The 13635-nt window shown below is 61.9% G+C and carries 11 protein-coding genes and 2 pseudogenes; 7 read left to right on the top strand and 6 right to left on the bottom strand.

From position 1 onward, the window contains the following. The first annotated feature begins 201 nt into the window (after positions 1 to 201). Positions 202 to 1962: an AMP-binding protein gene (locus AC04SH_RS26775; protein ID WP_488577231.1), complete on the top strand. Its 1761-nt coding sequence runs from the start codon at positions 202 to 204 to the stop codon at positions 1960 to 1962. A gap of 87 nt (positions 1963 to 2049) precedes the next feature. On the opposite strand, the gene AC04SH_RS26770 is transcribed toward AC04SH_RS26775, so the two are convergent. The 3 genes from AC04SH_RS26770 to AC04SH_RS26760 form a co-directional block, all read right to left on the bottom strand. Beyond that, complete coding sequence (locus tag AC04SH_RS26770; protein WP_488577230.1) at positions 2050 to 2532, bottom strand: DUF992 domain-containing protein; 483 nt, start codon at positions 2530 to 2532, stop codon at positions 2050 to 2052. A 70-nt stretch (positions 2533 to 2602) separates the two neighbouring features. Next, positions 2603 to 5752: an efflux RND transporter permease subunit gene (locus AC04SH_RS26765; RefSeq protein ID WP_488577229.1), complete on the bottom strand. Its 3150-nt coding sequence runs from the start codon at positions 5750 to 5752 to the stop codon at positions 2603 to 2605. Then, positions 5749 to 6918, bottom strand: a complete 1170-nt coding sequence (locus AC04SH_RS26760) for an efflux RND transporter periplasmic adaptor subunit (RefSeq protein WP_488577228.1) — start codon at positions 6916 to 6918, stop codon at positions 5749 to 5751. Before AC04SH_RS26760 ends, AC04SH_RS26765 begins: the two co-directional genes overlap by 4 nt. An 80-nt stretch (positions 6919 to 6998) precedes the next feature. Between AC04SH_RS26760 and AC04SH_RS26755 the strand changes: the two genes are divergently transcribed. From AC04SH_RS26755 to AC04SH_RS26740, 4 genes are all read left to right on the top strand, one after another. After that, the gene (locus AC04SH_RS26755; RefSeq protein WP_477237607.1) at positions 6999 to 7220 is read left to right on the top strand and encodes a cysteine rich repeat-containing protein; all 222 of its coding nucleotides are present in this window, start codon (positions 6999 to 7001) and stop codon (positions 7218 to 7220) included. Between the two features lie 146 nt (positions 7221 to 7366). Next, positions 7367 to 8524: a calcium:cation antiporter gene (locus tag AC04SH_RS26750; protein ID WP_477237609.1), complete on the top strand. Its 1158-nt coding sequence runs from the start codon at positions 7367 to 7369 to the stop codon at positions 8522 to 8524. Between the two features lie 154 nt (positions 8525 to 8678). Beyond that, positions 8679 to 8942 (top strand): hypothetical protein, encoded by a 264-nt coding sequence (locus AC04SH_RS26745; RefSeq protein WP_488577227.1) that lies wholly within the window; start codon positions 8679 to 8681, stop codon positions 8940 to 8942. Positions 8943 to 9281: 339 nt separating this feature from the next. Next, a complete protein-coding gene (locus AC04SH_RS26740) occupies positions 9282 to 10505 on the top strand; it encodes a flavin-containing monooxygenase (protein WP_488577263.1) in 1224 nt (407 codons plus the stop codon). A 103-nt stretch (positions 10506 to 10608) separates the two neighbouring features. Here the strand turns inward: AC04SH_RS26740 and AC04SH_RS26735 are convergent. The 3 genes and pseudogenes from AC04SH_RS26735 to AC04SH_RS26725 form a co-directional block, all read right to left on the bottom strand. Continuing rightward, positions 10609 to 11105 (bottom strand): annotated as a pseudogene (locus tag AC04SH_RS26735) (NDP-hexose 2,3-dehydratase family protein). Further along, a pseudogene (locus AC04SH_RS26730) lies at positions 11068 to 11187 on the bottom strand (hydrogen peroxide-inducible genes activator); the annotation flags it as partial. The pseudogenes AC04SH_RS26730 and AC04SH_RS26735, both read right to left, overlap by 38 nt. 33 nt (positions 11188 to 11220) lie before the next feature. Beyond that, positions 11221 to 12129 carry a LysR family transcriptional regulator gene (locus tag AC04SH_RS26725; protein WP_488577226.1) on the bottom strand — a complete coding sequence of 303 codons (909 nt, stop codon included), beginning with the start codon at positions 12127 to 12129 and terminating at the stop codon, positions 11221 to 11223. 78 nt (positions 12130 to 12207) lie between these two features. Here AC04SH_RS26725 and AC04SH_RS26720 point away from each other — a divergent pair, with 78 nt between their 5' ends. Together AC04SH_RS26720 and AC04SH_RS26715 are read left to right on the top strand one after the other, a co-directional pair. After that, positions 12208 to 13038, top strand: coding sequence for a class I SAM-dependent methyltransferase (locus AC04SH_RS26720; protein WP_488577225.1), 831 nt, complete (start codon positions 12208 to 12210; stop codon positions 13036 to 13038). 12 nt (positions 13039 to 13050) lie between these two features. Continuing rightward, entirely contained in the window at positions 13051 to 13575 is a 525-nt protein-coding gene (locus AC04SH_RS26715; RefSeq protein ID WP_488577224.1) for a hypothetical protein, read from the top strand. The last annotated feature ends 60 nt before the right edge of the window (positions 13576 to 13635 follow it).

Below are 13635 nucleotides of genomic sequence, written 5' to 3'. Positions count from 1 at the left end.
CCGAAGGCGGCTGGACGGGTGGGGTCGCTACGGCAGTGCTCCACCTCTGGTCAAAGCCAGATAGAGGTCGAGGCGGTTGAGGTGACCCCACCCGCCTCGCTTCGCTCGACACCCTCCCCTCGAGGGGGAGGGGTACCATCGACGGGATTTCCACAGCCCCATCAGGCTGATAGGTTCGGCCTATCCCGGGAGGAGACGGCGATGGCGATCAATCTCGACGAACTCAACAACGCCACCAATCTGCGCGAGCGCGGCAGGGCTTTCATCGCGCCGCTCGATGGCCGGGCGCATGTTTCGGGCGATCGTTCGGTGCCGCTGCTCGACAAGACCATCCCCGAACTGTTTTCCGACACGGTCAGCAAATACGCCACGCAGGATGCTGCCGTCTTCGTCGGCCAGGACAAGCGCTTCACCTGGAGCGAACTGTCGGACACCGTCGATACGCTCGCCGCCGGCTTCCTGGCGCTTGGCCTGGAAAAGGGCGACCGCGTCGGCATCTGGTCGCCCAACCGCTGGGAATGGCTGGTGACGCAGTTCGCCACCGCCCGCATCGGCCTGATCCTGGTCAACATCAACCCGGCCTACCGGCTGACCGAGCTCGAATATGCCCTCAACAAGGTTGGCTGCAAGGCGCTGGTGACGGCGGCCAATTTCAAGACCTCCGACTATCTCGGCATGATCGAGACGCTGGCGCCGGAGCTCGCCAAGGCCACCCCCGGCAAGCTCAAGGCGCAGAAACTGCCGACGCTGAAGATCGTCATCCGCATGGGCGACGACAATTCGCCCGGCATGTTCAATTTCGCCGATGTGCTATCGATGGCCGGGCGCGACGAGCATGACAGCCTCGACCGCATCTCCGAGGGGCTGAAGCCCGGCGAGGCCATCAACATCCAGTTCACCTCAGGCACGACTGGCGCGCCCAAGGGCGCCACGCTGACCCACACCAACATCGTCAACAACGGCAATTTCGTCACCGCGGCCATCAAGCTCACTGTCGACGACCGGCTCTGCATTCCGGTTCCACTCTACCACTGCTTCGGCATGTCGATGGGCACGATGGGCTGTGTCACCAAGGGCGCCACGATGGTTTTCCCGGGCGAGGGGTTCGATGCCGGCGCGACGCTCAAGGCGGTGGCGCAGGAACGCTGCACCGGCCTCTACGGCGTGCCGACCATGTTCGTCGCCATGCTCGACCACGCCGACTTCGCCAGCTTTGACCTCTCCAGCCTGCGCACCGGCATCATGGCGGGATCGCCATGCCCGATCGAGGTGATGAAGAAAGTGGTCTCGCTGATGCACATGGAAGAAGTGACAATCGCCTATGGCATGACCGAGACCAGCCCGGTGTCGTTCCAGAGCAGCGTCGACGACCCGCTGGAAAAGCGCGTCTCCACTGTCGGCCGCATCCACCCGCATGTCGAGGTCAAGGCCATCGACGCCGAGGGCGCCACCGTCGCCGTCGGCGCGCCCGGCGAACTGTGCACGCGCGGCTATTCCGTGATGAAGGGCTATTGGGACGACGCGGAAAAGACCGCCGAGGCGATCGACAGCGATGGCTGGATGCACACCGGCGATCTCGCCACCATCGACGCAGAGGGCTATTGCAACATAGTCGGCCGGGTCAAGGACATGGTCATCCGCGGCGGCGAGAACGTCTACCCGCGCGAGGTCGAGGAATTCCTCTACCGCCATCCCAAGGTCAAGGAGGTGCAGGTGTTCGGCATTCCCGACGCCAAGTACGGCGAGGAGCTGTGCGCCTGGATCGTGCTGAAACCCAACCAGATCGCCACCGAGCAGGAGATCAAAAACTTCTGCGCCGGCCAGATCGCCCACTACAAAATCCCCCGCTACATCCGCTTCCGCACCGAATTGCCGATGACGGTGACCGGCAAGCCGCAGAAATTCCTGATGCGCGAGGCGATGGTGGAGGAACTGGGGCTGGTGGTGCAAAAGACAGCGTAAAGCGGTTACTTAGCCGCAGTTCGCGCCGGTAGGCATCTTGCCTTACCGTACAGGCTTGGCAGGATAGTTCCCGTGTGGACGCGGCCACTAGTTTGCGGCAGTGAGTTCGATCTGCTCGACCCCCGCCGCGATATTGATGCCAGTTTCGCCCTCGACTGCGAGCGGTTGAAGTGCAAAGGCTTTCTCAGTTCCACCAAGCAGGACATCGGCGCCAAGTCCAAGGCCCGCGGCCGCTTCTGCATCGACGCCATCATATTTTCCGGTTAGTAGGCCATTGTCCTTCGCAGCCGAACCGCTCACGACGGCCCATATGAGATGGCCCTCCTTCACGTCGCCAAGTTCAATGCCGAATTCGTTGATGGAGCCGGTGTAATTTTCCTTCGTGCCGTCATTCTTGGTGAATACGCAGGTCATTGTCTGTTTGCGCGTAATGATTTCGCCGATGCCAGTCGAGGTGTCGCATTTCAGGATACCGATCTGGACGTTCACCGCCCAGGCTGGCGCAGTCGGGACAAGCAGAAATGAAGCGCCCGCAAGAGCGAAGAGGCGGATGAGGGAGTGGAAAAGCATGTCAGATTTTCCTTGGCTGAGTTGCGATGCGTCCGATGGCGGGCAAATCTCCTTGGCTCTCTTGCCGTGCCTAGCCGGGAAGCGTGGACGTGACCTCCCGCTTCCCTTTGCGCTCGGCGCGCCATTCCTCAAACCGCTGCAAGATCACGAAGAAGGCAGGCACGAAGAGAACAGCAAGGCAGGTGGAGGCGATCATGCCGGAGAAGACCGTGATGCCGATCGATTTGCGCGCACTGGCTCCGGCACCCGTCGCCAGCACCAGTGGCGCGACGCCGAGGATAAAGGCGAAGGACGTCATCAAGATGGGGCGGAAGCGGGCGCGCGCGGCCTCGATCGCCGACTCGACGATCGGTTTGCCGGCGGCGCGCAATTCGCGCGCGACCTCGACGATCAGAATGGCGTTCTTGGCCGACAGCGCAATCAGCAGGATCAGGCCGATCTGGACATAGAGGTTGTTATCGATGCCGAGCCCGGTGAGGACCAGCACCGGGCCGACCAGCGAAAGCGGCGCGGCGAGCAATATCGAGATCGGCGCCAGCCAGCTCTCATACTGGCCCGCCAGCACCAGATAGACCAACAGCAGTCCCATGCCGAACACCAGGTAGATCTGGCTGCCGACGAGCTTTTCCTGGAAGGAGAGCGCAGTCCACTCGTAGCCGGTCCCGGGAGGCAGCGTGTCGGCCGCGGCCGCTTCCATCAGCTTGATCGCGTCACCTGATGAGAAACCCTGCGCCTGCACGCCAAGGACCGATGCGGAGGGATAGAGGTTATAGAGGCTGATCAGCGAGGGGCCGACGCTTGGCGTGACCGTCAGCACCGTGCCAAGCGGGATCATATCGCCGTTCTGGTTGCGCACCGTCAGGCGGCCGATGTCCTCGGGCGACAGGCGGAACTGAGAATCGCCCTGCACATAGATCTGGAAGACCCGCCCGAACTTGTTGAATTGGCTGACATAGGTGGAGCCTAGATAGCCGGCGAGCGTCTGAAACACCTGGTCGGTGGTCAGCCCGAGCATCTGTACCTTTTCGCGGTCGAACTCGACCTGGTATTGCGGGACGTTGGATCGGAACGTTGCCGATACGCGCTGGATGCCGGACTGCGTCGCTGCTGCCCTGGTCAGCGCGCTGGTCGCGCCCTGCAACTTCGCAAGGTCGAAACTGCCGTCACGCAACTCGACCTGCATGGTGAAGCCGGCGGCGTTGCCGATGCCCTGGATCGGCGGCGGTGGCAGCACCAAGACATTGCCGTCCGCCATGTCTGACAGGTTCTTGTTCAGCGTCGCATAAAGCGAGGCGAGATCCTCACCCTTGCCCCGCACGCTCCAGTCCTTGAGGATGATGTAGGCAACGCCGGCATTTGCTAAAGTCGAGTTGTTGTCGAGGGCCGATAAGCCGGCGATCGTCACCACCTGGTCTACGCCCGGCGTTGCCTTCGCGATCTTCGAAATCTGCTGCAGCGTCTCCTGCGTACGGCCGAGGGACGCGCCGTCAGGCAGTTGCACCGAAGCGAGCAGATAGCCTTGGTCCTCGATCGGAATGAAACCGGTGGCCACGCGCGACATGCCGTAGCCCGCCGCGCCAATGATGAGCAACGCGATTATGCCCATCACCGTGCTGTGGCGCACCATGGATCCGATTAGGCGGGCGTAGCCGTTTTCCGCCCGCTGATAGACGGCATTGAAGCTGCGGAAGAAGGCGTTTCGCTTGTCCAGCGGCACCGGCTGCCTCAGCCAGGTCGCGCACTGCGTGGGCTTCAGCGTTGCCGCGTTGACGGCGCTGATCAAGGCAGTTGCCGCGATCACCAATGCGAATTGCGCATACATCTGCCCTGTCAGGCCGGGCAGGAACGCAGCCGGCAGGAACACCGCCATCAACACAAGCGTGATGCCGATGATCGGCCCGAACAGCGCATTCATGGCCGCGACCGCCGCATCGTGGCCAGACATGCCGCGCTCCATGTTGTGCGCGGCCCCCTCGACCACAACGATGGCGTCGTCGACGACGATACCGATGGCAAGCACGATGGCGAACAGGGTCGACAGGTTGACGGTAAAGCCAAGCGCGAGCATCGCCGCGAAGGCCCCGATGATGGTCACCGGCACGGTCGTTGCCGGCACCAGCATCGCCCGCCAGTCCTGCAGGAAAAGCAAGATGACGATCAGCACCAGCACCGCGGCCTCAAGCAGCGTCTTATAGACTTCGTCGATCGCTTGGCTGACGAAGATCGTGGTGTTGAACGGGATCGAGTAAGCAAGGCCTTGCGGGAACTCGCCAGACAGTTCCTTCATCCTGGCCTCGACTTTGCCGGCCACGTCGAGTGCGTTGGCGCCGGGCGACAGGAAGATGGCCAGGCCAGCCGCCTGCTGGCCGTCGAGATTGAAGAATTGCCCATAGGTCTGGGCACCGAGCTCGACCCGGCCGACGTCGCGCACGCGGGTCAGGTCGCCGTTGGCGCCGGTCTTGACGATCACCGCGCCGAACTGATCGGGGTCGTCAAGGCGGCTGGACACTTCGATCGTATATTGGAAGGACTGTCCGTCGGGCGCCGGCGGCGCGCCAACCTGGCCCGCGGTGACCTGCTCGCTTTGCTGCTGCAGCGCCTGGACGACGTCCTGGGTGGTAAGACCGCGCACCTGCATCTTCTGCGGGTCGAGCCAGACGCGCATCGAATACTGCCCGGCGCCGAACACGTTCACGTTGCCGACACCTGGTATCCGGGAGAGCTCGTCCTTCAGCCGGATGGTTGCGTAGTTGGCGAGATAAAGGCTGTCGTATTGTTTGTCCGGTGACGTCAGCGTGACGATCTCGAGGATGGAGGTCGATTTCTTCTGGACGTTGACGCCCTGCACCTGCACTGCCTGCGGCAGCGATGCGAGCGCAGTGGACACCCGGTTCTGGACACGCACCTGCGCCTGGTCGAGGTCCGTGCCGATCTGGAAAGTGACGGTCAGATTGTAGCTGCCATCCGACGCGGAGAAGGACTGCATGTAGAGCATGCCCTCGACGCCGTTGACCTGCTGCTCGATCGGCAGCGCCACCGTGTCGATAACCGAGCGCGCGCTGGCGCCAGGATAGCGTGTGGTCACCGAAACGGTCGGCGGCACCACGTCGGGATATTGCGCCACCGGCAGGCCGAAGAGCGAGACCAGGCCGATGACGACCATGAGGACGGCGATTGCATTGGCCAGGACCGGCCGCTCGATGAAGAATTTGGAGATCATTTGGCAGCGCCGTCGGCCGCAGCCGCTTCCAGCGTTTTCACCTGCGGCTCGATCTTCTGGCCGGGCACGGCCGTCAGCAAGCCGGAGACCAGGACGCGGTCTTCCGCGGTGATCCCCTTGCTGATCACGCGCAAGGCACCGACAAGCTGGCCGATCTCGACCGGACGTTCCTCGACGACGTCGTCCTTGCCTGCAACGAGCAGGTAGCGACCCCTCTGGTCGCTTCCGATCGCCCGGTCGGGAACCAGCAGCACGTCCGGTTCCTCTCCCAGCGGCACGCGCACGCGCACGAAGTAACCCGGAAGCAATGCCCGATCGTCGTTGGGCAGCACGGCGCGCACCGCGAGCGTGCCGGTGGTGGCCGTAACTTCAGGGGAGGCGTAGTCCAGCATTCCCTTGTGCGGATAGCCTGTCTCGTTCTGCAGGCCGACTTCGGCCGGTATCTTCTTGAGGTCCTGGCCGGTCAGGCCTCGTTTGGCCATGGCGGCGCGAATGCGCAGCACGTCCTGCTCCGAGATGTTGAAGTTGACATAAATGGGCGCGAGCTGAACGATGGTCGCCAGCGTAGTCGCGCTGCCGGCGCCAACCAGTTGCCCGATCGACACCTGGCGGGCGCCGACGATTCCGGCAAACGGCGCCTTGACCTCGGTGTAGCTTAAATTGAGCTGGGCCTGCTCGACGTCGACGGCGCTCTGCTTCTGCTTGGCGGCGTCGACATCCGCCGCGGCGGCAGACTGATCGAGGGTCGATTGCGAAATGATCTTCTGTGATAGCAGTTCCTGCTGCCGCTTGAGGTCGGCTCCGGACTGCTTGGCGGAGGCGTCGGCCGAACCCTGCCCGGCCTGGGCCTGTTCGAGTGCCAATTGGTAGGTATCCTGTTCGATCAGGAACAGCCGGGTACCAGCCTTGACCTCATCTCCGTCCTTATAGTCGATTTCCTGGATGAAGCCGGAGACACGCGCAACCAGCGGCGTCGTGTTCACCGCCGCGGCGCTGCCTGTGGCCTCGAGATAGGGGGTTACAGTCTGCTTGACCGGAAGTGCTACATCTATCTTGGGTGGCGGGGGCGGCACGTAACTGTTTTCATTGCTGCAGGCGCACAATAAAATTGCTGCAAGCGCGAATGAACCAGCCGTCGGCGCGGCTCTCCTCCATGAGAAAACCATTTTGCCCCTCTGAATACTTCGCTATATATATCGTATTGCTGTGAAATTGCGTGAACCTAGCTTTTTTTGGGGAGTTTGTCATGCGGATTGCGTTAACCGTGCTTTTTCTGGCAACTCAAGTGACGGTCAATGTCGCATTTGCGCAGACTGCGGCCGAGCGCGAAGCCTGCCAGTCTGACTACGAGAAATTCTGCAAGGGGGTGGAGCAGGGCGGAGGCCGCATCATCAAGTGCCTGAACGATCATCTGGGTGACCTGACGCCGCAATGCCAGAAGGTCGTCAAGGAGAATACGCCCCAATAGGGCCACCGCAATTCCAGCAAAAGTGCGCGGTGATTTTGCCTCAGGAATTGGGATAGGGTGCTCTAGGGCTCGGCCTATCCGACGACTGAGCGGGATCAGCGAACGCTGGCCGGCAAGGCCCGCTGATCTCGTGGAATGTTGGCTGGATGCTTGAAGACAGGCCTACGCAAACGCCCAAGGTTGCAACATCCAAGGCCGCATCGGGCGGTTTCGGGCGATCGGTGGTGTCTTGGGTGATGCCTTTGGGTGCCTTGGCCATGGCTCTCGCGGTGAGGGCCAGCGGCCTTTCGGTCGACCAAGGATCGCTGAACCTCAGGATCCTCGTTGGCGCGCTGTCGAGCGCGATCATGTTCACCACCATTTTCGTGGTGCTCGAGCATGCCGAGGCAGTCGCCCGGCGCGTGGGGGAGCCGTTTGGAACCTTGGTGCTGACTTTTGCGGTGACGGCGATCGAAGTGTCGATCATCGTTTCCATGATGTTGCACGGAGAAAACAATCCGACGCTGGCTCGCGAGTCCGTTTTCTCGACGGTGATGATCACCTCCACCGGCGTCGTCGGCATATGCCTCACGCTTGGCGGCTGGCTTCATCGCAAGCAGGCTATCGTCCGGCAAGGGACCAGCGCCTACCTGTCGGTGCTGACCGCGCTGACCGTGATGACGCTTATTCTTCCGACCTACACCCAGGCCACGGGTCCAGGCACGTTTTCGGCGGCTCAGCTTGGTTTTGTAAGCGTCCTTTCGGTGCTGCTCTACGCGGGCTTCGTGTTTGCCCAGACTGTCCGGCACCGGGAGGACTTCGTCCAGGGACAGGCACACGACGCGCCGGTGCGAACGGCCTCCGCCGACGGCATTTTTGTCAGCGCCCTGTTGCTGTTGTGCGGGCTCATCGGAATAGTCATGCTCGCCGAGCAGGTCGCCGCAGGCGTGGAGGATGCGCTGGCCGCTTACGAGATAAAGCAGGCTGACAGCATTGTGGGCGCGTTGATAGCGGCACTGGTTTTGATGCCGGAGGCCATCTCGGCAATCCGCGCCTCCTTCAGGAATGAGCTGCAGCGAAGCCTGAACGTCGCGATGGGCTCGGCCTGCGCCACCATCGGTTTGACGATACCGGGGGTCGCGGCCGCCAGCCTGCTGACGGGGAGGGGATTGACCCTGGGACTTTCGGCCTCCGATGCCGTGCTTCTGGTTCTGGCGCTTTTCATATGCAGCGTGAGTTTCGGCACCGAAAGAACGACCTTCCTGACCGGCATGGTCCATGTCGTGGTGTTTCTTACGTATGTGTTTCTGATCTTTGTGCCGTGAAATTGTTGCCGGCCACTGATGCAGGGTCCGGCTATACCGGGGCTGCATCGACGATCTGGCCGCGCCTCAATGTAACGGAATCAATCGATCTGTTGAGGCATTCGCTCGCTGATGCTATATTAGAGAGGCTGCAGGTTAAGGAGAGGGGAAACCTATGGTCAGACGCGGTTTGTTTGCGCGCACATTTGCCATTGGAGCTTTGCTCGCGATTTCGTCGATGGCAGGCACCTCTGGATTCGGTTTCATCGCATCAGCGGAAGCAAAGACGGTCGTCATCCAGAAGACCACCATCTACATTACAACACTTCCAACGGGCTGCGTGAAGACCACCTATAGTGGTGGGATCGTGATCTGGAAGTGCGGCACGAAATACTACCAGCCCTACAAAAGCAGGTACGTGCTCATCTACATCAAATAGTGGGGACAGTATGGTGTGAGGCATAGAGCCCATTACTGTTGTATTTTTTACTTATGTATTTCTGATGTTTATACCTTGAGGCTTTGGTGCGATCTGGCGATCAGATGCAGGGATGAGGCGGCTGCCGGCTGACAAACCGCTACAGCTAGCTGAGAAGAGAACGCTTCCGCGAAGTAGGGATGGCTTCCATCCCTGGGGCTGTCGGAAACAGGCTCCTTGCGGTACATTGTCCTGGTTCAAGGGCGGCACGAAATGCCTCGCCGCATTGCGAGCGTGAGCGCCCTCGCCTCCGCCCTCGCACAATATTATTTTCGAAGTGGATCTTTGTTGGGGAACACGGTGGGGGGAATACTTGATGCCGTTGTCATAGGCGCCGGTTCGGCCGGGCTCGGTGCGAGCTATTTTCTGAAACAACGGGGGCTCAAGCATTGCGTGCTTGAACGAAGCCGCGTCGGCGAAACATGGCGAACACAGCGATGGGATTCCTTCCTGCTGAATTCGCCCAACATACGCTCGATCCTCCCCGGCGATGCCTACGACGGGCCGGATCCTTGGGGTGCAATCACACACCACGAATTCGTCGCCTATCTGGAGAGCTACATAGAGCGGCACCGATTGCCGGTGAGAACCGGGAGTCCGGTGCAGAAGCTGACAGGAGACAATGGTCACTATCGGATGACGACGCCGGATGGCACGGTTCGGGCGCGCAACGTGGTGATCGCGACTGGCAATCTGAATTGTCCGGTCCGCCCGCCCTGGTCCGCCGACCTGCCGCCGACACTTCGCCAGATCGACTCCTCCGCATATCGCAGTGCGGCCGCACTTGACGACGGTGCGGTGTTGGTGGTCGGCAGCGGCCAATCGGGCGGCCAGATTGCCGAAGACCTAGTTCTGGCTGGGCGCTCCGTCTTTCTGGCGACATGCCGCAATGGCCGCTGGGTGCGACACTATCGCGGCGGCAGCATGCTCAACTGGCTGACCTTGAGTGGTCATCTCGATCTCCCGCGCCGGGAACTAATCCTGCCATCCGGCAAATTGCCACCGCGCCCGCTGCTCGGCGCGACCCACACCATCAGCCTGCAGTCGCTCAGCGCGCAGGGCGTCGTTCTGCTTGGTCGATTCTTAGGGATGGACAACGAGAGCTTCGTCTTCGGCGATGAGCTTGACGACCATATTCGCTTTGCCGACGAGCTCTCCGCACATGCGAAGCGCCTGGTCGACCAGTATATCGAGCACACGGGCCTTCACGCGCCGCCAGCCGAGGATGACCCGGCCGAAACGGTTGAGCCGCGACTGCCGAGCCCACCCATACGCTCGATCGACCTGGCGGCCAGCAGGATTTCTTCGGTAATCTGGTCTACCGGCTTTACTGGCGATTTCGGATGGATTGGGCTGCCCGGCGCGCTCGATGCAGTTGGTCAGCCCTTGCACGAGGACGGCATCGGCGTCGATCCCGGCATCTATTTCACCGGCCTCGATTTCGCATCAACGCGGAAGTCGGGCACGGTACCCGGCGTTGCCGAGGAGGCAGCCCGTCTGGTTGACCATCTCGCAAAGAGATGAGCCGATCTCGGATTGGATATTGAAGAAGACGAGGCGCCTCGATCTTGATGCGCGAGGCGATGGTGGAGGAGTTTGGGGCTGGTGGCGCAGAAGACAGCGTGACTCAAGCTTTCCACAGATACGGAAGCAGCAGGGACAGGACGCTGCGCGCTTCATTGGTCAATGCGCCGGAAATCTTCAGAAGCTTGCGTATCTGCGACAGCGTCGCCCACGAGGCCGCCGGGCCATCGGGGCATTCCAACCCGTCAGGTAGCTGGACGATGCGGTAGCGCACACGGTTGTGGTCGAAACGGCCGCCTTCGTCCGAAGCCCAGATGTCAGCGTGTACGATTCCTTCTTCAATGAGTTCGACGAGGGACCGCTGAAAGGGGTCGCGCAAATGCTTCGTGGCGGTCAATTGCAGGCTCGGGCCGAATTGAACGCATCACGAAAACCGATCTCCACGGCATGCAGCAACAGGAAGTGCAGCACACCGCCGCGCCGCTGACAGACCATCACCACATCCACGGCATGGAAGTCCGACAGCAGCGGCTGATCCCATCGCGGCACCTCGCGGTCGAGTGCCACGAATGATCTTGGCCAGTTCCACGTACTCGTCATGCCGCACCTTGTTGCGGCGCCACGCCAGGCAGATCGTGCATTGCGGCATTGGCTCCTGGAACGGCACGATCTTGAGAGGAGGGAAGCGCCAAGGTTTCCGCCATCATTCTTCATTTCAGACCGCGGATTTGAGGTGGTCGATGAAGGCGCGCAGCTTCGGGAGGATCTGGCGCTTGCCGGGATGATAGAGGAAGACGCCCGGCGTCGTCGCCGCGATGTCGTCCAGCACCGACTCAAGTTTTCCCTGGGCAATCGGACCTTCGACGACGGGTTGAGGGATCTGCGCGAGCCCAATCCCACGCATCGCGGCTCCGAGCAATGTCGGGTAGTCGTGGGCGATCAGCGGGCCGGAGACCATGGCCTCGATCGCCTCGTTGCCGTCGACGAATGTCCAGGGTGCGATGGCGCGGTTCGAGCGGCGCAAGCGTAGGCAGGCGTGGTGGCGCAAGTCGTCGATACGCTCGGGGCGGCCGTGGCGCGCAAGATAGTCAGGGCTGCCGACGACGACGAACGAGAAGGAAGGGGTCAGCCGCACCGCCACCATGTCGGTGGCAATGAACTGGCCGAGGCGAATGCCGGCATCGAACCCGCCGGTCGCCAGATCGACCATCTCGTCGCTCGCGGCGATCTCCAGTTCGATCTCGGGATAAGCCTGGCAGAATGACGCGATCACCGGCTCCAGGATCAACGGCACGACGGCGCGCGGCACTGACAGGCGCAGCAGGCCGGTCGGCCGCTGGCCGACATCACGCGCGGCCTCGCCTGCGGCGACGATCTCCTCGAAGGCAGGGCCGGCACGGTCGAGGAAGCGCTGACCGGCCTCGGTCAGACCGACGCTGCGTGTCGTGCGGACAAACAGCGCCGCGCCCATGCGCGCCTCTAGTGAGCGCACCGCCTGGCTCACGGCGGACGGCGTCACGCCGAGATCGGCGGCGGCGCGGCGGAAGTTGCTGTGCCTGGCGACAGCCAGGAACACCTCGACGCCCTCCAACCCACCGTGCCGGATTGTGTAGTTCTGCTTCATGGGTTGTTGTGATTACAGCGGCTAGTCGAACTATGGAAGCGGATTTAAGTAAGAGCTGAACCTCGGAGACATTTTGCCATGACCGATGAATTTGATGGGGTGCGCGACCACTATCGCGCGACCGGCCTGACTGAGCGGCTGAAGACGGCACTGGCTGCTCTCGGCCCGGAGGATCAGCTTCTCACGCCGCAGCAATTGGGTACCCTCGACCAGTTTCATACCCGTGGGCTTGCTGCCACCGCAGAGCTTGCCCAATTGGCGGGGATTGCCACCGGTATGTCGGTTTTGGATGTCGGCTCGGGCGTCGGCGGGCCGGCGCGCTTTCTGGCTGCGACCTATGGCTGCCGGGTTACCGGCGTGGACCTCAGCGAGCCTTTCGTGGATGCCGCGCGCTATCTGACCGAGCGCACGGGACAGAGCGGGCAATTGTTGTTCAAGACCGCCAGCGCCCTGGAGCTTCCATTCGATGACGGCCGTTTCGACATCGTGCTGCTGCAACATGTGGCGATGAACATCTCCGACCGGGCAGGGCTCTACCACGAGATTCGGCGCGTGCTGAAGCCAAGTGGCAGATTTGCCACCTTCGACGTCGTGTTGGGCGGCGGCGAGCCGCACTATCCGCTTCCCTGGGCGCAAACGCCGGCGACAAGCTACCTCCTGACAATCAACGCGACGCGCGAGGCGATCGAACCGGCCGGCTTCCGCATGCTGGCATGGCAAGACGACACCGAGATCGCCAGGGCCTGGTTCGCGCAGTTGCGTGCGTCGGGTCCTCCGCCTTCGCCCAATCTCGGCGTGGTGATGGGATCGGACTTTGCAGAGCTTGCAGCCAATTTGGGTCGAAATCTCATGGAAGGCCGGCTCGGCATCCTGACCGCGGTGTTCGAGGCCGCGTCGATCAACAGCTGACAGGAGATCAGAATGTCGACGGAGATCGTCTTTCAGACCCATCTCGTTCTCGGCTATGTCGCGTGGCTACTGTGCTTTGGTGCGTACATCTGGCCTTGGCTCGGATCTATGGACCGGATCGCGGCGCAACGTGCTATCGCCACGCTGCACAGCTTCCGCTTCTTCGGCCTCGTCTTCATCCTTCCAGGCGTCGTCAGCCCCGATCTGCCCGCCAGCTTCGCCATCTTTGCCGCCTATGGCGACTTCGCAACCGGGCTGCTGGCCATGCTAGCGCTGCTCACCCTGAGGATACGCCGGCTCTTCTGGCTATTCGTCGTCGCCTTCAATGTCGTCGGAACGGTCGACCTCGTCGTCGACTATTACCAAGCTATCCAGGTCGACCTGCCTGCCCATGCGGGCCTGTTGGGGGCCACCTATGCGGTCCCGATCCTCTACGTGCCGCTGCTGATGATCACGCACATCGTCGCTTTCTATTTTCTATTCCGTCCGCACCAGAACGCGACTCGCGCCATGGCAGACAATGATGCGGCTTCCTAGGTCATCATCTGGGGGCATGCGATGATCGCCAACCTGAAATCACCGGGGACCTGTCTGTCC

It is taken from the genome of Mesorhizobium sp. CNPSo 4688, assembly GCF_057784295.1.
Note: the sequence above shows the minus strand (reverse complement) of the source record. Positions and strands in the feature narration are given on the sequence as shown.